Below are 20574 nucleotides of genomic sequence, written 5' to 3' on the forward strand. Positions count from 1 at the left end.
GCGGGTGTTCGAGACTCCTGCGGGAAAAGCGCGTCTAGGGGAGACCCCGCAGGCAAAGCCGAGGAGGCTCCCCGACCGCCCGCGGAAAGCGAGTGCCTGGAGTGGAAATCAACGTCTAAATTGTACAGGCCATAAAAATAGACAAACTCGATTTCATCGAGTTTGTCTACAGTCTGAAGCGACTGTTCCCATTAGGAACAGTCGCTATTGCTGATTACATTTTTTCCGGTGCTGAAACGCCGATTATAGCCAATGCGTTCTTTAAAGTGATTTGAACGGATTTGACCAGTCCAAGGCGCGCTTGACTTCGTTCCATTTTCTCCACATCCAGAACCTTATCTGCATTGTAGAAGCTATGGAAAGTGGAAGCTAGGTCGAAGATATAATTCGTCATGCGGTGAGGCATCCGTTTTTCGGCTGCTTCAGCAATCGCCTGAGGAAACTCGCCCAGTTTTTTCAACAGCTCGACCTCTTTTTCAGTGGAAAGGGCAGAAAAATCAGTGATTCCTTCATAGCTGACTCCTTGCTCCACACCTTGGCGCAAAATACTTGATATCCGGGCATGTGCATATTGTGCATAATAAACCGGGTTATCATTGGATTGCGATACGGCAAGATCCAAATCAAAATCCATATGCGTATCGGCACTTCTCATCGCAAAGAAATAACGTGTTGCATCAAGGCCAACCTCATCAATAAGATCACGCATCGTGACGGCTTTACCCGTACGCTTGCTCATTTTCATTTTCTCGCCATCTTTATACAGATGTACGAGCTGGATGATTTCCACTTCAAGCTGCTCGCGTTTGTAGCCTAAAGCTTCAATCGCCGCTTTCATACGAGGGATATATCCGTGGTGGTCGGCACCCCATATGTTGATCAATGTTTCGAAGCCACGCTCCAGTTTATTACGGTGATAGGCAATATCCGGTGTCAAATAGGTATAAGACCCGTCTTGTTTGATGAGCACGCGGTCTTTATCATCACCCAATTCCGTTGAACGGAACCATGTTGCCCCATCTTGCTCATAGACATGGCCCCTTTCCCTCAATACATTGAGCGCTTCGTCAATTTTGCCATCTTGATAAAGGGACGTCTCGGAGTACCATACATCGAATCCGACACGGAAATTGCCCAAGTCCGTTTTCAGTTTTTCCATCTCACATTTCAAGCCGTATTCACGGAAGAAATCAAAACGCACTTTTTCATCGGCATTTACGAATTTATCGCCATATTCTTCGGCAAGCTTTTTACCGAAGCCCTTGATATCCTCACCGTGATAACCGCCCTCCGGCATTTCCTTTTCAAGACCAAGCGCTTGGAAATAACGTGCTTCTATCGAAATGGCCAAATTATTGATTTGGTTACCTGCATCATTGATATAATATTCACGTGAAACATCATAGCCTGCTTTGGAAAGGACATTGCATAACGTATCGCCTACTGCTGCACCGCGCGCATGACCGAGGTGAAGATCACCTGTCGGGTTTGCGGAAACGAATTCCACCTGGATTTTTTCACCTTTTCCAAAATCGCTTTCCCCATATGACCCATCGGCTTTCAATATGGCAGGGATCAATTCGGTCAAATATGAATTATTCATGTAGAAGTTTATAAAACCTGGCCCTGCAATTTCAATTTTTTCAATGGAAGCCTTTGAGTTATCGAAGTTTTCAATGATCGCTTCAGCAATCATTTTTGGCGCTTTCTTCGCAATCTTCGTTAATTGCATCGCCATATTCGTCGAATAATCTCCGTGCGACTTTTCCCTTGGCAGTTCCAATACTACATTCGGAATCTGTTCTTCTGCTGCCAGGCCTGCCTTGATAACCGCAGCCTTAATTTCTTCTTTCAGTTTTTCCTGTACCTCATTAACTATATTCATGTGCTATGCTTCCTCCTTGTAGGAAATCGTCATTTCATATTGACCGGGTTCGCTTCCCTGCATATGTAATGTATATTTAAGGACAAGTTTCCCTTGTTTGGCCTGCTCATCCCATTGATGATCGATTTTTTTCGTGGTCGTCCGTAGTCCCAACCTGCCATATATACTTTCATAATGTCCATTTGTCGCTTCCTGCAAGCGGAAAAGCTGCCTCATTTTAATGGCACCGTTCCTTAGCAGGATCGTTTCATCCATTTTATGCTTGATGGTCGTTTGTATTTGACCAGTTTCATTTTCTTCTTTATATTGCAAATACAAATCGGCACCCTTGTACATTTTTGTACCAAATGTGACCAGCTCATACGTGTCCGTTTCAGCGCCATGCTTGATTTTTGTTTGCAAGGTCACTCTAATGGCATGCTTATCTATATCATGAAGAGTCAACTCAACACTTCCTTCATCACGTCGTCCTTAACTTCATAAGTATAAATATTCTTCAAGGAAGTTTCAACTTGCATCGGAAAATAAAGTGCAAATCCAGAAAGGGATAGAAGGAAATAGCCTGGAAAGTGATTTTCAGTGAAAGTTTTCTTTTGGGTTTGGAAATGCACCCTATGGAAAAGACACTTTTTTTAAAAACAAGGGAGAGAATTAGTAAGAATTTGACCGACAGTTCCTTTCTACTTCATCCGAACAAAACTATCTCTAATTTCCCACAGTTTTGGTAATTTCAAATTCAATCGCTTCATTGCACCGCGGGCGGTCCGGGAGCCTCCTCGGCTTTCAGCCCGCGGGTTCTCCCGTGTCTCGTATTTACCATAAGAGTCTCGCTGCTTTCCGTTTCATTTCACGTTGCGTGAAAATGAAGATGACATCCAGATTGTCCACATGTAGCTGAAGAGAAACGGTACTAAAAGCGTGTGAAAAGCGCGATTTTTATGAGAAACCTCCTCAAATAAGTAGCAAAGCCCAAACTCGCGAGTAAATGCGCCAAATTTACGAATAAAAGCACGAAATTCACGAATAAAACTGCCAAACTCACGAATAAAGTGGCAAAATTCGCGAGTAAAGCTCCGAAATGGTGAAAGAAAGCAGTGATTATACGGGGAACCCGGGTTAAAAACGTGAGTAACGCAAGAAATACAATAGAAACGGCCCCAATTGCGTGTGAAAAGGGTAAATTATACGGAACCCCGCTTTAAATTCAATGCAAAGCACAAACTGACGAGTAACTGTACCTTAGACCGTTTCAATCCACTGCAGGCGATCGCGCTTATCCAGAGGGCGGCGGTCCGAGCCTACTCGGCTCTCAGCCTGCAGGGTCTCCCGTGATTCGCATGTTCCGCAAATTTCTCCAACACTGCGGACATTTTGCACTCTACTCATAAACAAAAGTACCCTACAGGATAGACTTTTTTCAACGTGTCCATTCCATAGGGTACTTTTTATTAAAGTTCGATCCTTAGCCTTTTTGAACCCAGCCTAAAATCATTTCGCGTATCAGCTTGCTTGCCGTGTTCGCCGTTTGCTCGGATGGATCATAAATCGGTGCAACTTCCACTAAATCACAGCCGACGACATTAATTTCAGAACGAGCTATCTCATGTATCGAAGCCAAAAGCTCTTTGGAAGTGATGCCGCCGCAGTCTACCGTGCCTGTTCCAGGCGCATGTGCAGGGTCCAGGACATCGATGTCAATCGTTACATAGACGGGACGCCCTGCCAGCTGTGGCAATACTTCTTTCAGCGGCTCCAGAACCTCAAATTTAGAGATGTGCATGCCATTTTCCTTTGCCCATTGGAACTCTTCCTTCAAACCGGAGCGAATGCCGAATGAGTATACATTCTTCGGACCGATAAGCTCTGCGGATTTACGAATGATCGAGGCATGGGAAAGCGGTTCCCCCTCATAATCCTCACGTAAATCTGTGTGGGCATCCATATGGATGATGGCCATGTCAGGATACTTTTTGTACATGGCTTTTATGACAGGCCATGTGACGAGGTGCTCCCCGCCCATCCCCAATGGGAATTTACCGGCATCCAACACACCGTCGACAAATTCTTCAATCATATCGATGCTGCGCTGCGGGTTGCCGAAAGGCAATGGGATATCGCCCGCATCGTAGAATTTCACTTCTTCCAATTCACGATCCAAGTACGGGCTGTACTCCTCCAAACCGATCGAAACCTCGCGGATCCTGGTCGGGCCAAAGCGGGAACCCGGACGGAAGCTTACTGTCCAGTCCATTGGCATGCCGTAAAGCACAGCTTCCGATTCCTCGAAATCGGGATGGCTTTTAATGAATACATTGCCTGAATAGGCTTCCTCGAATCTCATGGTCGACGCCTCCTTATTTCACTAAGTCTTGAACGAATTTAGGCAGAACGAAAGCTGCTTGATGAAGTTCTTTTGTATAATATTTCGTTTCGATTTCATGGAAGCGTTCTTCCGCAACTTCCAATGGATTATATTTTTTCGATCCGATCGTAAACGCCCAAAGGCCGCTCGGATACGTCGGGATATTCGCTAAGTAAAGGCTGGTGATCGGGAATATTTCTTTTACATCACGTTGTACATCACGGATTAGATCGGCTTTGAACCAAGGATTATCTGATTGTGCCACAAATATCCCATCTTCTTTCAACGCTTTGGAAATTCCCGCGTAAAAACCTTTCGTGAATAAATTGACAGCAGGTCCGACCGGTTCAGTCGAATCAACCATGATCACGTCATATTCATTTTCACTTTTGGCGATGTGCATGAAGCCATCCCCCACTTGTACGTCCACACGTGGGTCTTCAAGCATGCCGGCAATCTCAGGCAAGAACTTCTTCGAGTATTCGATGACTTTCCCATCGATATCCACCAGCGTGGCTTTTTTTACGCTTGGGTGTTTAAGGATTTCACGGATAACGCCTCCGTCCCCTCCGCCTACAACCAAAACGTTTTCTGGATTAGGATGAGTGAATAAAGGAACATGGGCTACCATTTCATGGTAAACGAATTCATCGCGCTGTGAAGTCATGACCATGTCATCCAACAATAGCATATTGCCCCACTCTTCCGTTTCAATCATATCCAGCTTTTGAAACTCAGTTTGCTCCGTATGTAAAGTACGATTCACTTTCATCGTAATACCAAAATTCTCTGTTTGTTTTTCAGTAAACCAAATGCTCATTTATTAACGCTCCTTTTCCATTTCATATTGTCAGTCACCTAATAGGTTCCCCAAATTCGGTATAGTCATTAGCTAGAAAAATTATAGACGAATCTAGCAGAATTGCAAGATAAATTTCCTAATTGCCTTTCTTATGTTTAAAAAATTCTTTTTTTTCCATAATAGTAATAGATACTAGATTCAAGAGAGGTGAAAGCAATGGAATTGATTCCAAGCGAACGATTTAAAAGGACGACCAAATATGTACGGGCCATCATTATCCTTGCCACAATCGGGCTCATCATACTCTTTGTATTGCTTCTCTCTTTACTGATTTATGCCAAAATATTAGGTCCGCCGCCTTTGGTCGTGCCGCAATCCACCCTCTATTATAGCAATGATGGAAATGTGATCGGTGAAACGGATAATGGCCAGAAACGCTATTGGGCCGGAATGGATGCCATTTCACCCCAGCTCATCCAAGCAACTGTCGCTGTTGAGGACCGCCAATTCTACACGCATAATGGTTTTGATATAAAGCGGATCGGCGGAGCCATTCTTGCGGATATACAGGCCATGTCCAAGGTCCAGGGTGCCAGCACCATTACCCAGCAATATGCACGGAACCTGTTTCTCGGTCATGATAAAACGTGGTCACGCAAGTTCAATGAGGCTTTTTATACAATACGCCTGGAGATGAACTATTCCAAAAAGGAAATCCTTGAAGGCTATTTAAATACGATTTACTATGGCCATGGCGCATATGGAGCCCAGGCCGCGAGCCAGTATTACTTTGGCAAGGATGCCTTGGATCTTACGCTCGCAGAGGCCAGCATGCTGGCCGGGATACCGAAAGGGCCCTCTAATTATTCTCCATTGGATGACCTTGAAAAAGCGAAATCCAGGCAGAAGGTTGTCCTGCAGGCCATGAAAAACAAAAGCTACATTTCAGAAAGAAAAATCACCGAAGCCCTGCAAGACCCTCTGACATTAAAAGGCGAGCATGGAACGGTCACCAATAAAACCGCTCCCTATTTTCAGGATGCGGTCAAGCAAGCTTTGAAATCCCAGCTTCATTTGGATGACAGGACGATCGAGCTCGGCGGCCTGAAGGTATTTACCACACTCGACGAATCCCAGCAGGCTGTCGCCGAAGATGTTGTTTCCACTACCATACCCGATTCTTCAGGCATACAAGCCTCGATCGTGGCAATGGATCCGGCTACTGGGGAAGTCCGGGCATTGGTCGGCGGGAAGGATTATGCGGAGTCACCGTTCAACAGGGCCACACAGGCCGTCCGCCAGCCTGGCTCCACCATGAAGCCACTGCTTTATTATTCGGCGCTGGAGAATGGCTTCACACCGTCGACCACCTTAAAAAGCGAGACGACCACCTTTACGTTCGACGATGGTCACTCCTCCTATACACCGCATAATTACAACCATCAATATGCGGAAGGAGAAATCACGATGGCCCAGGCCATTGCTCTTTCAGATAATATTTTCGCCGTAAAAACACACTTGTTCCTAGGAGAACAAACCTTGGCCGATACGGCGCGCCGCTTTGGCATAACCGCAAAAATGGCTGCCGTGCCATCGCTGGCACTCGGCACCTCTGGTGTACGGGCGATAGAAATGGTCAATGCATACAGCATTCTCGCTAACGGCGGCAAGAAGGTGAAGCCCGTATTCATCAAAAAGGTTGAAAACCAAAAAGGGGAAGTCATCTATGCACAAAATAAGAAACCGGAACAAATTCTCGATGCGGATAAAGCGTTCGTCATGACACAGATGCTAACCGGGGTTTTCGATGAAACCTTAAATGGCTATACGAAAGTGACCGGCAGCACCATCAGCTCCGAACTGACCCGCCCGTATGCAGGTAAATCAGGGTCCACCCCGACAGATAGCTGGATGATCGGATACACGCCTGAACTTGTGGCAGGGGTCTGGACTGGCTACGATCAAGGTAAAAAAATCGAGAATCCTGCTGAAAAAGGCTATGCAAAAAAAATATGGGCGGCCTATATGGAAAAGGGCCTGCAGGGAACACCGGCCAAACCGTTCAAGGAAACGAAAAACGTCATCGGAGTCAACGTGAATCCTGCAAGCGGTAAATTGGCAACAAAGGATTGCCCTGTCTCTAGATTGACTTATTATGTGAAAGGTACAGAACCTATCGAATACTGTGCCGAGCATTTTAAAGGCGAAAAACCTGTGCAGGTTCCAGATGAAGCCGAGCAAAAAAAGACCCCCTGGTACAAAAAGGTCCTGAAGCCTTGGCAATAACGAAAAAACCCGAAACCGCAAGCGGCTTCGGGTTTTTTCTGTCCTAGTTCCACAGTGTCTAAACTGCTGTCTTTAAGTTTACTGATTTTATCCGTTTCCTACAAGTGCAATTTTCACTAAACTTCATAATTCAGCATGAAAATCACAATTATACCGTCAATGATTCCTTGAGCTTCACTGAAGAACGCTCCCACATTCCCGCATCATGGTTTTTCAGGAAGTCTGCCAGTACACGCTTTGATTTATCATCCATGTCCTCGACGATGATATGACGTTTAAGCGACTTATCCATCCGGTTAACATGCTCCGGAAGGGATTTGTAGCCGCGTCTGATGGAACGGTCGACCAACATTTCACAGGCAGTCACACCTGCATATTGAGGGCCGTTTTGAGTCGCTTCGATCGTCACCCAAACAAGCCAGTACGGCTTTGCATTCGGGACCTCTTCTTTGGTTTTCAGGAATTTGATCCCCTTTTCCACGACACTTCTGGCGTGCATCGCACCGATATCCACCTCGGCTTCCCCTGCATCGACATCGATGATGACCGGTGAAATGTTATCGAGCGTCAAAACCCCAGCCCCGTATCCGCCATGCCCCTCAGTAGGATCATTTTTGATGATATTGAAGCCTACCTTTTTCTTCGGTTGTTCTTCCATGTTTCATATCCCCCTTTATGGTTTGTCATTTCTTATTTGTTAAAAAAATAATAGTGAAAAAAATTGACTCAAACTGCTTCCTACAAATTTAATACCCGTATCCATAATCGGTCTAATTGTATAGTTGCTAAGCGGCGTAATGATCAAAATCAAAAAAATCAGCGACCCATACTGCTCATACTGGGTCATCTTTGCCCGCAAATCCGCTGAAACAAGATCCTGTATGATCCGATAACCATCGAGCGGCGGCAGCGGGATCAGATTGAATACAAATAAAAGGACGTTCAAATTTATGAGCACATTCAGGAAGGGCTGGACGAAAAAAGGTAAATCAGGTCCAGCTCCTGCTGCAAGCAACCCGTAAAAAATCAAATAACCCAAAATGGCAACGATCAAGTTACTGAACGGACCCGCAAAAGAGACGAGCACTCCGGCCAGCTTTGGATTCTTGAAATGAAAACGATTGACCGGGACAGGCCTTGCCCAGCCAAACCCGGCGATCAGTATCAGCAAAGTCCCGATCGGATCCAAATGGGATATCGGATTCAACGTCACTCGCCCTTCATTCTTTGCAGTCGGGTCACCGAACTTATAGGCGACATACGCATGTGAAAATTCATGAACCGTAAATGCGATCAACAATGACACAATGACATATGGAAGTTGTTCCAAATCATAAGCCAAAAACCGTTCTAATTGATCCAATAGCTTCTCCCCCAATATATATTACCGTTAGTATACATCAAAAGACCAAGAAGTGAAAAAAACTCTGACTTCCGTGTCTTGCAATTCTTTTTTCATTGTGAAACACTACAAGATAAGAACGAAAGGGGGGATCATGATGCCATATGTAACAGTCAAAATGCTTGAAGGCCGTACGGACGAACAAAAAAAAGCTCTAGTCGAGAAGGTGACCGCCGCGGTTACGGAAACAACCGGAGCACCAGCGGAAGCCGTGACGATTTTCATTGAAGAAATGTCAAAAAACCACTTGGCAGTAGCCGGTGTCCGTAAAAGCGACCTATGAGTTTTTACATAACGGGGAAAGCTAAGTCATTCATTTAAAATGTACCCTGCAGGATGGACCCTTAAAAAAGATCCATCCTGCAGGGCACTTTTGTTTAAAATGGGGAAAATCACGTCGATTGAACGAGTTAATATTTGAACGATGTTTCTTTGCTGGTCTGTTCATGCATAAAAGGCAGATAGAGTTACCATTGTACTTTATCCGTTTCATCACTGCAGGCGATCCCGTGATCTCTCCTCACATGCGGTAAAGCCCCTTTGCCTGCAGTGTTGACAAAGCGGTGAATTTAAATCTATGAAGAATCGGCCAAGGACGCCTTCCATAATGACTTACATCGGCTTTAATCATTCCATTTAGAGGTTTCACTCTACCAACCACATCTCGTCGGTGAAGAAAATGAAAAGGGGTCAATCCATGTCACACCAAGGTAAAACTGCCGGGATATGCCCCCATAAGTTTCACGCCTTATTCATGCAATGGAACCTAAAAAAGATGCCGCCTGCAAAATACAGACAGCCTCCCCTTCATGGTGCCTAGCTTTTTTTGCCTTTTACAAAAGGCAGCTCAATTCGGCTTAGCTTTTGTTTTTAGCTGATCAATATATGCATATGCTTCATCAATTTCTTCAGGTGTGTATTTTTGTTTGCTTTTCAGTGTGAATACCTTCTCGGTGACTTCCTCTTTTTCAAGCGTGTCGAAATATAACACCGTTGAAACCAGCTCCAAGAATCGGGCATTCTGCTCATTCATATCATGTAAGCATGCCTCGAGGGCAGGCATCTCCACTTCCTGTATGGATAGGAAATCCTGGCCCGCATCCGTTATGGAATAGCAATATTGATAATAGCCTGCCTTTTTTTCCCTTACCTCATTCAAGTAGCCCATCTCGCAAAGCTCTTCAATCCGTAAGGTCAGCTCCTCCGAATACGGTCCATAAAAATGAAATTGAAACTTCTCGTGGAACGGAAATGAAAGCTTTTTCGCGATATACACGATTTTTTGTAATTTTTTCCGCCCTGAGATTTCACCGGCAGTAGAAATTGCATTGATAATATTTGCATGATCCTTAAACAAGGCTCGTCACTCCTCACCATAAATGTACCACTTCAATCCGATAGCTCCAAAAGCTCACGGATCTGTTTTTTTAAATTTTTCTTCGTCGATTCATCACGCAATATATCTGCTGGATAGTACAGCTTATGATCCGTTCTTCTTTTGCCTGATATGGCGTCGACGATTTCGGATTCACGCGACAATTCACGAATTTCGCCATTATTTTTCAGCAAGTGAATCGGCAGTCTTTCCTCTTCCTCACCAGGACGGTAAAAATCATACGGCAGATCTGAAGAAGAATCGACGACGAGATAATAATCCGGATCGATCCCTGCCTTTTTGAAAAGCGTCCTTAATTCCATCAATCTGTTCATCTGATTGTTCGAAGGATGGAATTCCACATATTTAAATAGTTTCCGGTTAACGAAGCGCGTGCATAAATCTTTTAAAATCGCATCGTTCTCCTCTTCCCAAGCCTCGAAGTAATAGAGCATCACCGCTTCATCCATTTTCAAGTAGTCAGCCAAGGTCACTTCCCCCTTGAACAATGAATAAAAATGATGCGGTTCCTGAGCAAATTCATAACCCGCTTCGTATAAATGCTTTGCTCTATGTAAGATCTTAGTGAGAATGACCTCTGCACTTCTCGTGACCGGATGGAAATAAACCTGCCAATACATTTGGTAGCGGCTCATGATATAATCTTCCACTGCATGCATCCCGCTTTGCTTGATCACGGCATGCTCTTCCCTCGGCCTCATGACCCGAAGCAGCCTTTCCATATCGAAGTGTCCATAGCTCACGCCGGTAAAGTAGGCATCACGCTGTAAATAGTCCATTCTATCAGCATCGATCTGACTGGAAATCAGGCTGACTACTAATTTGCCTTTATAGGTTTTTGCGATGACCTCAGCCACTTTTTTAGGAAAATCACGGCCTACCCTAAGGAGGATCTTATTCACTTCCGTGTCACCGACGATTATCTGCTGGGTGAATTGCTCATGGTCGAGGTCGAATACCTTTTCAAAAGAATGAGAGAAAGGTCCATGACCCAAATCATGCAGCAGGGCCGCGCACAATGATAGTAAACGTTCCTCCGGCTTCCATTCCGGCCTTCCCTCGAAGACATCATCGACGATCCTCCGGACAATCTCATAAACTCCAAGCGAATGGCTGAGCCGGCTATGCTCCGCACCATGAAAGGTCAAATACGTCGTTCCCAGCTGTTTGATCCTTCTAAGGCGCTGGAATTCCTTCGTTCCGATCAGATCCCATATAACCCGGTCACGAACATGTATATATCGGTGCACCGGGTCCTTGAATACTTTTTCTTCTTGTAATTTCTCGCGGGAATATTCCATGAACTACCCTCTTTTTTCATAGTCTCGATGCATCCATTATATCGCGTTTTGACAAAAAACCCTAACTATCCCCTTGCTAGCAAGCGGGGGCATTCTGTAAGAAAACGGAAGATTCCATTTGGTTTTGCCCCAAAAATAAGGAAATAAAAAATCACCGCAGTTTGTTTCAATCCGGGTGATGTCAGCCTGTTCATTTTATTAAAAAAGCAATCCTGCATGGATCCTACTTTAGTTTTTTATTGATTTTATCTAGTAACTCGTCTTCTGTCGGTGCAGCAACCGGACGGTTATTGACAAAGGCAAATGATTTCTTTCTGCCTGGACCGCAATAGGATTGGCAGCCCACTTCAATTTTCGCGTCGGGATCAAGCTTTTCAAGACGGGGGATCAACGTCTTAATATTCACCGCCAAGCAATCATCGCACACCCTGAATTCATTGGACATCCTCCGGTCACCATCCTTCCCATAACAAACTATTTATTCATCCAATTATATGGCTAAAAGGTATTTTACCGCTTCTACCTATGAATATCAAGTGGACTTGATGAGCGAAAAGGATGGGAAAAGACGTAATCAGTCAAAAAACTAGTATCCTTTCAACCTTTTTGTATAAAAAATCCAGAATTTGTCCAAAATGCTAGTAGAACACAGCTTAAATCATGGCCACACGATCTTTTATATAGTTATTCATTTGAAAAGTTACCAGAAAGGGAGTATGTAGAAATGAAGGTTCGTCAAGACGCATGGACAGAAGAAGATGATTTGCTTTTGGCAGAAACGGTATTGCGCCATGTGCGGGAAGGAAGCACTCAGCTGAATGCATTTGAAGAAGTAGGAGATAAGCTGAATCGCACCTCTGCCGCCTGCGGATTCCGCTGGAATGCGGTGGTCCGCCATAATTATGATAAAGCGCTATCCCTTGCCAAGAAACAGCGGAAGCAGCGGCAAAGGATCCTTGGAAAGGATCAAGCAGCGAAAAAACGGCTTCTTTATACACCGCCTACCCCTACCATATCCGACATAATGGTTCCCCAAGTGCAAGAAGAGGAGCTAGAGTTGGAAATGGAAGCCGATGCTAGCAGTTATGAGGCTGCTGAAGAATTCGTGGTGGCCGAAGCCTTGGCGCCTAGGGTCCACAATGCGCCAGTATCCACGGAAAGGGCCCTGAACCTCGATACCGTCATCGCCTACCTTGAATCTATGAATGGGCGTACGCTTCAGGCAGAAGTATTAAAAACCGAAAATGAAAGATTGAAGCTTGAAATCAAGGGTCTGAAAAAACGAAATGAAGAGCTCGAGAATAAAATCAGCCATCTCGAACAAAATAGTGGCTTGATGCAGGAAGATTATGAGACTTTGATGAATATCATGAATCGGGCAAGAAAACTCGTTTTGTTAGAGGAAGAGGAGCGCCCGGCAACGAAATTCAAAATGGATCGGAATGGAAATTTGGAAAAAATGGCTGAATGATGAAATAATGTGGAGCGCATGTTTGCCCGACCACATGAGGATGGCCGATACTAAATAAATCGATCGGAAAAGGAGTCTGGAGTAAGGCTCTTTTTCTCCTTATCCAAGTTTCAGTGAATGATAAAATCGTATGAAGTGAACAAAGCCGTTCCTGAACTTACAGGGACGGCTTTCAACATTCAAACATTCAATGAAGCAAATACTTTGTCATTCCGCTCCAACACTCTTGTCAAGTAGGCCTCATATAACGGCCATTCCCCTGGGGAAAGCGTGTCCGAGAATATCCTTCCGCTATGCTCCTTCAATACATTGAGGAACCTGAGCATCACATCCTGGACACTCAATTGCACATCCAGCAATTCCGAAAGGGACGCCATTACAGAAGGGACGATAGCCGGATAAGCGAATTTCGTTTCCGCATTGCCTTTCGCTGCCTCATAAAAACCTTTCACGAGACTGGCGCGCTCGGCCCCGCTTCCATTGACGCACAAATAGATTTGCACCGCTACCCCATTGCGGATCCTGCGTTGGGATATGCCAGCAAACTTTTGCCCATTTATGCTTAAATCATAACTTCCCGGACAGTAGGAGCCGACGATTTCCCTTGCCTCCATCTTGACCGGGAAATCGGCGAACATCAATTGAACAAGCTCCCACATCGCATCGTAGCCACGATTGATTTCAATTTTTTGCTCGTTTTCAGGGAAAATGAGCGAGAGATTAAGGACCCCCTCGTCCAACACGACGGCCAGCCCCCCGGAATTGCGGACAATGGCCTGGAAACCGTGTTCCTCTAAATGACCCAAACCCTTCTTGAGAAAAGGCAGCTTCGTGTCCTGAATGCCCATGACGACGGTTCGATGGTGCACCCACGCCCTAGCTACGGGCACTGAGTTACCTGAACCGACGGAAGCACATAATGTATCATCCATTGCAAAGGATTCCAGAGCCGGGAACTGGGGACCAACGGAAGATTGATCTATCACCCGCCACTCTTGCTGCATTAATAATGAACCTGTTTCACTCATAGAAATCTCCCTTTACATGTTATCTAAGGAACCGCTTATTGGTACTGGGCCGCAAACCCCTGCGCCGCTGTAATGACGGCCAGTTTATATACATCCTCTTCATTGCATCCCCTTGAAAGATCATTCACAGGCCGGTTCAGACCTTGAAGGATCGGGCCGACCGCTTCGAAGCCACCTAAACGCTGGACCATCTTATAGCTGATGTTCCCTGCTTCGAGGCTTGGGAAAATGAAAACATTGGCATCTCCTTGAATAAGGGAATCCGGCGCTTTTTGTCTTGCCACCGAAGGAACGAACGCCGCATCAAACTGGAATTCACCGTCGAGGATGATTTCCCGATCGATTTCTTTCGCTAAATCGACAGCATCGACGACTTTCTGTGTTTCAGGCGAAACGGCAGATCCCTTCGTCGAAAAGCTCAGCAGTGCCACGCGCGGTTCGATATCGAACATTTGAGCAGTCTTGGCACTTTCAATGGCAATTTCGGCAAGATCTTGGGAAGTGGGGTTTATATTAATTGCACAATCAGCGAACACATATCTTTCCTCGCCACGGACCATGATGAAGACTCCCGATGTCTTTTGGACGCCTGGCTTAGTTTTAATGATCTGCAGTGCGGGACGAACCGTGTCGGCCGTGGAATGCGCCGCACCGCTTACCATTCCGTGTGCCAGTTTCATGTGGACGAGCATCGTTCCGAAATAGTTCTCATCCCTTAACATTTCACGTGCTTGTTCGACTGTCGCTTTACCGGCACGGACCTTTACAAACGCTTCTACCATTTCATCCATCATGATGTAATTCTTCGGATCATATATTTCGATTGCATCAAGGGCGATTTTCAATCCCCTGGCCTTTTCGGAAATCAATTCGATATCCCCGATCAATACAGGTGTAACCAGTTTTGCTTTGGCAAGCCTGCCTGCGGCTCCCAAAATCCGTTCATCCGAACCTTCTGGAAAAACGATCTTTAAATTATGACCCATAACTTTTGATTCCAACATTTCAAATAAATTGCTCACTGGCGCTTCCTCCTTTTTAGATACGTTTCCCCTGATTGCACTATGTTTAATCATTGAACCATTCTTTCCTACCCTGCCTTTTTTAGAATACTCCAGCGGCCCGCTAAATTCCAGCCACATCTCAGCACCGAAAACAGTGATGGCGTTTGCGGGTTGACCTAAATTTCCTTATACTGAAACTATGTTATATTAAAGCTATAATAAGACTTAGGAGTGATCGTAATGAGTGAAGCAGCACAAACACTGGACGGCTGGTATTGTTTACATGATTTCCGCCTGATCGATTGGGCATCTTGGAAAACGTTATCAAGTGACGAACGCCAACTAGCCATCTCGGAGTTCCAAGGTTTACTCGATAAATGGAATATGACCCAAAGCGACAACGAAGGCAGCCATGCCCTATATTCCATCGTTGGCCAGAAAGCGGACTTCATGCTTATGTTTGCCCGCCCGACAATGGAAGAATTGAATGCAATCGAAAATGAATTCAATAAAACGAAGCTTGCCGAATATTCCATTCCGGCTTATTCATACGTTTCAGTGGTGGAGCTAAGCAATTACCTTGCAGGAGGAGATGGTGAGGACCCTTATCAGAACCCTCATGTACGTTCCAGACTGTATCCGATCCTGCCAAAGGCGAAACATGTTTGCTTCTATCCAATGGACAAGCGCCGTGAAGGCGATGACAACTGGTATATGCTTTCCATGGAAGAACGCAAAGGCTTAATGCGTTCACATGGCTTGATCGGCCGCAGTTATGCTGGCAAGGTAAAACAAATCATTTCCGGCTCGGTCGGTTTTGACGACTATGAATGGGGCGTAACACTTTTCGCGGATGACGTCCTTCAATTCAAGAAATTAATTTATGAAATGCGTTTTGATGAAGTGAGCGCCCGTTACGCTGCGTTCGGCTCTTTCTTTGTAGGCAATATTCTGCCTGAAGAAAACATAGCCTCTTTCCTCTACGTATAGGATACTTTAGCTTCCGGCTTCCGGAAGCTTTTCTCTTTTTTCACCTCCCTCCTTTTTATTTTCCCCAGCTATGGAATAAATCCAACACACATCCCATACATTTTCAATAGTGATGAATGTAATTTTTACCGGCTCATTCGACGTTTCAGGAAAAGAAAACAAGGCAACGCCTAAATCCAGCGAGGTGAAGGAACGTTACTTCTATTTAGATTACGTTTAGCGGATATCACTTTACCCGCGTAAACCAGGAAAGGCAACGTTATGTATCGCTTAAAATTCATTGTGGGTTTTTAAGCTGCCGGGGATTGTATCGAGCGGTCGCTATAAATCGCACTGTTGCTTCAAGTACTCGGATTTTCGCCACCAAAATCAAAAAGCCTTGAACTTTAGGAGGGAATGCAATGTCACAAAATAATCCTTATGGTAACTACCCGTATGGTGGAAGCCCCTATTACCCGAATGAAAACAATGAGTCCAGCCAGCGGCAGCAGACACCATACCAGCAACAACAGTCTTTTCCGCAGCAAGCCTATCAACAGCCGGCATACCAGCCACAACAGCCAACCATAGCCGGCACGCCGCAGCAGATCCCGATGCCGATGAATCAATCGACATCCGGACCACAGGTACCTGGCATGCTTCCAGTCGAAGCATCATACATCGAAAACATCCTGCGTTTGAACAAAGGGAAATTAGCGACCGTTTATACAACATTTGAAAATAATAAGGAATGGAATGCAAAGATCTTCAAAGGAATCATCGAAGCTGCAGGACGTGACCATTTGATCATAAGCGACCCGCAAACCGGCAAACGGTATTTAATCCCGATGGTGTACTTGGACTACATTACCTTTGATGAAGAAATCGAATACGACTATCCATATGGAGGCGCAGGGCTTGCCACCTATTCGCCAAGGTGAATGAGATGATAAAAAAGGGGCCTCAGAATCGTATCGATTTTGAGGCCCTTTTTCATGGAGATGTTTTTTGATCCTGCCCTTACAAGTACTTATAGGCAGCAATGACCATCAATACCCAAGCTGCCAAGAACGACACTCCGCCAAGCGGTGTGATGGCGCCTAACACCTTGATCTGCGTGACGCTTAGAACGAACAGGCTTCCGGAAAAGAGGATGATTCCGATTAACATAAGCCAGCCAGACCAATTGACTAACGGGCTTGAGATTTTTCCAGCCAATAAACCGATTACTAATAAACCGACCGCATGGAACATTTGATATTGAACGGCCGTTTGCCATGTTTCCAAATATTTATCGGGTATCTTCCCTTCGAGCCCATGGGCACCGAATGCACCTAGTGCGACAGCAATGAACCCATTGATTGCACCTAAAATGATGAACAGTTTCACTATGATTTCGCTTCCCTTCGCTGCTTTTAAAAATCGAATAAAGACTCTCCATTGGCTTCATCCATTTTGACCGGCTCTACATTCGGTGTAGCCGTCATGATGGGCTGAGACAATGTGATTGGCTTCGAAATGCCGCTTCCCACTTTTTCATCAACCATTACTTCACATAAGGCTTTAATGGCAATGACATATCCCTGCACCTTATCCTCTGAGTTTGCCTGCTTTGCCTTCGAAGCAAGCTCTTCGATTTTATCCAGCATTTTTCTTGAAGAAATATCCAAATTTTCCACCTCGTCCATATACAGGTCAAAACTTTCATCACTAGCATAGCAAAAATCAAGCAAGAAAACACCTTTGTAAAACCTACTACTTCATATTTTTCTTGGCTGTAAATTCGAGGCACACCTGCCCCGATGATCTAAACACATCAAGAGACGGCAGGTTTGCGGTTTTGAATGGAAAGGCGCGGCACCCTTTTGGAAAGTTGGGATCCCACGTGACGTAAAAATGACGGCACGACATACAATTCACCCGCTTCATGTTCCTTTTCGACTCATCGCACCCGAGATTTCCCAATCAATGGGCGATTCCCCCATTTCCATAAGAAATTGATTGGTTTTGGAAAACGGTTTGCTGCCAAAGAACCCACGGGAAGCCGAGAGCGGACTCGGATGCACGGATGTAATGATTTTATGGCGGCTTTCATCAATCAAAGGGATCTTCGTTTGTGCCGGTTTCCCCCATAAGATAAAAACGATCGGTTTCTGCCGCTCACTCAGCAGGCGGATGACTTGATTCGTAAAGTTTTCCCACCCTTTTCCCCGGTGTGAGTGCGCTTCTCCTTCACGGACAGTCAAGACGGTATTCAAAAGAAGCACACCTTGTTTTGCCCACTCAACAAGGTATCCCTCATCTGGAATGTCAATGCCTAAATCAGCATGCAGTTCCTTAAAGATGTTTCTTAATGAAGGCGGAATGCGCACCTCCGGTTTAACGGAAAAGCTAAGGCCATGCGCTTGATCGGGCCCATGGTAAGGATCCTGCCCAAGAATGACGACCTTCACGTTTTCATAGGCCGTATAGTGAAGTGCATTGAAAATATCGTCCTGATCCGGATGAATGACCTGCTCTTTGTACTCTCGCTTTATGAATTCCCTTAGCTCCTGGTAATATTCTTTTTTGAATTCCTCTTTCAATAGAGGCCACCAATCATTTGTTAATATTTGCTTTTCCATATGCATAGCCCCTTTCTTCTTTTAGACTATATTATAACAAACGAACGGCCTTCGCCTTTTTGATAGACCATGATATATGTTTCTTTATACCCCTTAATTGGGAAAACAGATAGTTAGCAAGCAATTTAACCATGTTGGAGGATTCCCTATGAAAAAATGGTACAAAAGAAAACGATTTTACCTGCTGGTTGGCATTTTGCTTGTCATTACGGCAGTGATCGTCTATAACAGCTACAAGCCCCTTCCCAAGGGCATTTCCTATGAAGGAAAGGTTCATCATGTCGAGGATGTCGACTTCATCTATGACCTTTCCTACCACGATGAACAAGGGAATCTTAAACATGAGCAACGAATTTTTCAAACCATCAATAATGCCATCGAAGAGGCGGATTCTTATATCATAATCGATATGTTTTTGTTTAATGATTTTTATGATGAAAAGGTAAACTTCCCAAAGCTAACCAAGACACTGACGGATAAACTGGTTGCCCAAAAGAAAAAGAAACCCGGACTCCAGGTGATATTCATTACCGATGAAGTGAATACTTCCTATAATGCTTACAAGTTGGATGCGCTAGAAACCATGAAGCAAAATGGCATCGATGTCGTGGTGACCAATTTAGACCGACTTCGCGACCCGAACCCTCTTTATTCCGGCGTATATCGGACCTTTTTCCAATGGTTTGGCGAAGAGGGAAAAGGCTGGATCGTGAATCCAATGGCTAAGACAGCACCAAAGGTCACCTTTCGTTCTTACCTTAGGCTGATGAATATTAAAGCCAACCACAGAAAAGTGGTCGCGACCGAAAAAACGGCGATCATTTCATCTGCCAACCCCCATGACGCAAGCGGATTCCATTCCAATATCGCGTTTCAGATGAAGGGGAATATCATCGGTGATTTCATTAAAGCGGAGGAAGCGGCTTCGAATTTCTCCGGCGGTCCAAAGGCATTCCCGGAATTCAACGAGGCGGCTGAAGATAGAGGACCGATCTCGGTGCAATTGCTCACGGAAGGAAAAATCAATACGCATGTCCTTAAAACGATAAAAGAAACGAGGAAAGGGGACAAAATCCACCTTGCCATGTTTTACATTGCCGATCGTGAGGTGGTCGAAGCGTTAACGGACGCCGCTAAACGGGGCGTGAAGATTCAGATGATCTTGGACCCGAATCAAAACGCCTTCGGAAGTGAAAAAATCGGCCTCCCGAATCTCCCGGTTGCCGCCGAATTTGAGAAGCTGGGGGATGAAAATATTTCAATCCGCTGGTACAAAACCGATAAAGAACAGTTCCATACAAAGCTGATGATGATACAAAAGGAAAAGGAAACGATCGTTCTTGGCGGATCAGCCAATTACACCTCACGTAATCTCGATGACTTTAACCTTGAAGCGAATGTTGAAATCCATGCACCAAAAGATGCGGACATTTCTTATGATGTCGCTGACTATTTCCAAAGACTTTGGACAAATCGCAACGGAACATACACGGCCGATTATAGTGAATATCAGAAGGACCTTCCCGTTTTCAAATATTTAACCTACCGCATCCAGAAGGTGTTTCGCTTCACCACCTATTAAATTATTTTGTCATAAGATGTTTAGGCACTCGTAAATAAGGTTATATACTACTATAGCTAATTAACAATCACGATAAACAAGATTCCATTTACCTATATTCCGGAGAATCTTACATTATAATTCAAGGAGGAGTTTATATGTATCAAGTACATGTAGTAGAAAACGGTTTACAAGCAAAGGAAAAAATCGACGAGTTAGTCACTTCAGGATATACGAAGGACGATGTTTACTTGTTCGCTCATGACAAAACCCGTTCGAAGCACCTTACCGAGAATACGAATACGGAAGATGTAGGAATGAAGGAACAGGGCTTCCTCGATACGGTTGGCAATCTCTTTAAATCACGTGGAGACGAGCTTCGTAACCGCATGAGCAACCTCGGCCTTAGCGACATGGAAGCAGAACGTTACGAGGAAGTGCTTGACGAAGGAAAAGTCGTCATCGTCGCTTCTAAATAATTCA

The 20574-nt window shown here is 44.9% G+C and carries 22 protein-coding genes; 7 read left to right on the forward strand and 15 right to left on the reverse strand.

What is annotated here, in order from left to right:
* Positions 1-214: 214 nt before the first annotated feature.
* The 5 genes from argS to speE all read right to left on the reverse strand — a co-directional run bounded on the left by argS (position 215) and on the right by speE (position 5067).
* Complete coding sequence (gene argS / locus AS888_RS06255; RefSeq protein ID WP_061141308.1) at positions 215-1885, reverse strand: arginine--tRNA ligase; 1671 nt, start codon at positions 1883-1885, stop codon at positions 215-217.
* A gap of 3 nt (positions 1886-1888) precedes the next feature.
* On the reverse strand, positions 1889-2329 hold the full coding sequence (locus AS888_RS06260; RefSeq protein ID WP_061141309.1) for a YwiB family protein: 441 nt from the start codon (positions 2327-2329) through the stop codon (positions 1889-1891).
* A 795-nt stretch (positions 2330-3124) separates the two neighbouring features.
* Positions 3125-3271 carry a hypothetical protein gene (locus AS888_RS25545; RefSeq protein WP_155645402.1) on the reverse strand — a complete coding sequence of 49 codons (147 nt, stop codon included), beginning with the start codon at positions 3269-3271 and terminating at the stop codon, positions 3125-3127.
* A gap of 76 nt (positions 3272-3347) precedes the next feature.
* Positions 3348-4226 (reverse strand): agmatinase, encoded by an 879-nt coding sequence (gene speB, locus AS888_RS06265; protein WP_061141310.1) that lies wholly within the window; start codon positions 4224-4226, stop codon positions 3348-3350.
* Between the two features lie 13 nt (positions 4227-4239).
* Complete coding sequence (gene speE, locus AS888_RS06270) at positions 4240-5067, reverse strand: spermidine synthase (RefSeq protein ID WP_061141311.1); 828 nt, start codon at positions 5065-5067, stop codon at positions 4240-4242.
* Positions 5068-5265: 198 nt separating this feature from the next.
* On the opposite strand from speE, the gene AS888_RS06275 reads away from it, so the two are divergent.
* Positions 5266-7335, forward strand: a complete 2070-nt coding sequence (locus AS888_RS06275) for a transglycosylase domain-containing protein (RefSeq protein ID WP_061141312.1) — start codon at positions 5266-5268, stop codon at positions 7333-7335.
* A gap of 148 nt (positions 7336-7483) precedes the next feature.
* On the opposite strand, the gene AS888_RS06280 is transcribed toward AS888_RS06275, so the two are convergent.
* Complete coding sequence (locus AS888_RS06280) at positions 7484-7993, reverse strand: YwhD family protein (protein ID WP_061141313.1); 510 nt, start codon at positions 7991-7993, stop codon at positions 7484-7486.
* A 39-nt stretch (positions 7994-8032) separates the two neighbouring features.
* The gene (locus AS888_RS06285; RefSeq protein WP_061141314.1) at positions 8033-8698 is read right to left on the reverse strand and encodes a site-2 protease family protein; all 666 of its coding nucleotides are present in this window, start codon (positions 8696-8698) and stop codon (positions 8033-8035) included.
* A gap of 136 nt (positions 8699-8834) precedes the next feature.
* Here AS888_RS06285 and AS888_RS06290 point away from each other — a divergent pair, with 136 nt between their 5' ends.
* A complete protein-coding gene (locus AS888_RS06290) occupies positions 8835-9020 on the forward strand; it encodes a 2-hydroxymuconate tautomerase (protein WP_034315897.1) in 186 nt (61 codons plus the stop codon).
* 564 nt (positions 9021-9584) lie between these two features.
* Here AS888_RS06290 and AS888_RS06295 read toward each other — a convergent pair.
* From AS888_RS06295 to AS888_RS06305, 3 genes are all read right to left on the reverse strand, one after another.
* Complete coding sequence (locus AS888_RS06295; RefSeq protein WP_061141315.1) at positions 9585-10094, reverse strand: YwgA family protein; 510 nt, start codon at positions 10092-10094, stop codon at positions 9585-9587.
* Positions 10095-10126: 32 nt separating this feature from the next.
* Positions 10127-11434 carry an HD domain-containing protein gene (locus AS888_RS06300; protein ID WP_061141316.1) on the reverse strand — a complete coding sequence of 436 codons (1308 nt, stop codon included), beginning with the start codon at positions 11432-11434 and terminating at the stop codon, positions 10127-10129.
* 223 nt (positions 11435-11657) lie between these two features.
* Positions 11658-11879 (reverse strand): YuzB family protein, encoded by a 222-nt coding sequence (locus tag AS888_RS06305; protein WP_048683566.1) that lies wholly within the window; start codon positions 11877-11879, stop codon positions 11658-11660.
* A 279-nt stretch (positions 11880-12158) separates the two neighbouring features.
* Between AS888_RS06305 and AS888_RS06310 the strand changes: the two genes are divergently transcribed.
* Positions 12159-12905, forward strand: a complete 747-nt coding sequence (locus AS888_RS06310; RefSeq protein WP_061141317.1) for an RsfA family transcriptional regulator — start codon at positions 12159-12161, stop codon at positions 12903-12905.
* A 179-nt stretch (positions 12906-13084) separates the two neighbouring features.
* Here AS888_RS06310 and lipL read toward each other — a convergent pair whose 3' ends face one another.
* Complete coding sequence (gene lipL / locus AS888_RS06315) at positions 13085-13933, reverse strand: octanoyl-[GcvH]:protein N-octanoyltransferase (protein ID WP_061141318.1); 849 nt, start codon at positions 13931-13933, stop codon at positions 13085-13087.
* A gap of 35 nt (positions 13934-13968) precedes the next feature.
* A complete protein-coding gene (gene pta, locus AS888_RS06320; protein WP_061141319.1) occupies positions 13969-14955 on the reverse strand; it encodes a phosphate acetyltransferase in 987 nt (328 codons plus the stop codon).
* A gap of 222 nt (positions 14956-15177) precedes the next feature.
* On the opposite strand from pta, the gene hemQ reads away from it, so the two are divergent.
* Entirely contained in the window at positions 15178-15927 is a 750-nt protein-coding gene (gene hemQ, locus AS888_RS06325; protein ID WP_061141320.1) for a hydrogen peroxide-dependent heme synthase, read from the forward strand.
* A 401-nt stretch (positions 15928-16328) separates the two neighbouring features.
* Entirely contained in the window at positions 16329-16847 is a 519-nt protein-coding gene (gene gerQ, locus AS888_RS26705) for a spore coat protein GerQ (protein ID WP_061141321.1), read from the forward strand.
* Between the two features lie 79 nt (positions 16848-16926).
* Here the strand turns inward: gerQ and AS888_RS06335 are convergent, their stop codons facing one another.
* The 3 genes from AS888_RS06335 to AS888_RS06345 form a co-directional block, all read right to left on the reverse strand.
* The gene (locus tag AS888_RS06335) at positions 16927-17295 is read right to left on the reverse strand and encodes a DUF423 domain-containing protein (protein WP_061141322.1); all 369 of its coding nucleotides are present in this window, start codon (positions 17293-17295) and stop codon (positions 16927-16929) included.
* A gap of 26 nt (positions 17296-17321) precedes the next feature.
* Positions 17322-17576 carry a YwdI family protein gene (locus AS888_RS06340; protein WP_157805546.1) on the reverse strand — a complete coding sequence of 85 codons (255 nt, stop codon included), beginning with the start codon at positions 17574-17576 and terminating at the stop codon, positions 17322-17324.
* Positions 17577-17831: 255 nt separating this feature from the next.
* Complete coding sequence (locus AS888_RS06345; RefSeq protein ID WP_061141324.1) at positions 17832-18530, reverse strand: uracil-DNA glycosylase; 699 nt, start codon at positions 18528-18530, stop codon at positions 17832-17834.
* Positions 18531-18678: 148 nt separating this feature from the next.
* On the opposite strand from AS888_RS06345, the gene AS888_RS06350 reads away from it, so the two are divergent.
* Positions 18679-20112 carry a phospholipase D family protein gene (locus tag AS888_RS06350; RefSeq protein ID WP_061141325.1) on the forward strand — a complete coding sequence of 478 codons (1434 nt, stop codon included), beginning with the start codon at positions 18679-18681 and terminating at the stop codon, positions 20110-20112.
* Positions 20113-20249: 137 nt separating this feature from the next.
* Positions 20250-20570 carry a YflT domain-containing protein gene (locus AS888_RS06355; RefSeq protein WP_061141326.1) on the forward strand — a complete coding sequence of 107 codons (321 nt, stop codon included), beginning with the start codon at positions 20250-20252 and terminating at the stop codon, positions 20568-20570.
* The last annotated feature ends 4 nt before the right edge of the window (positions 20571-20574 follow it).

Origin of the sequence: Peribacillus simplex (assembly GCF_001542915.1) — a bacterium.
GTDB lineage: Bacteria > Bacillota > Bacilli > Bacillales > DSM-1321 > Peribacillus > Peribacillus simplex_B.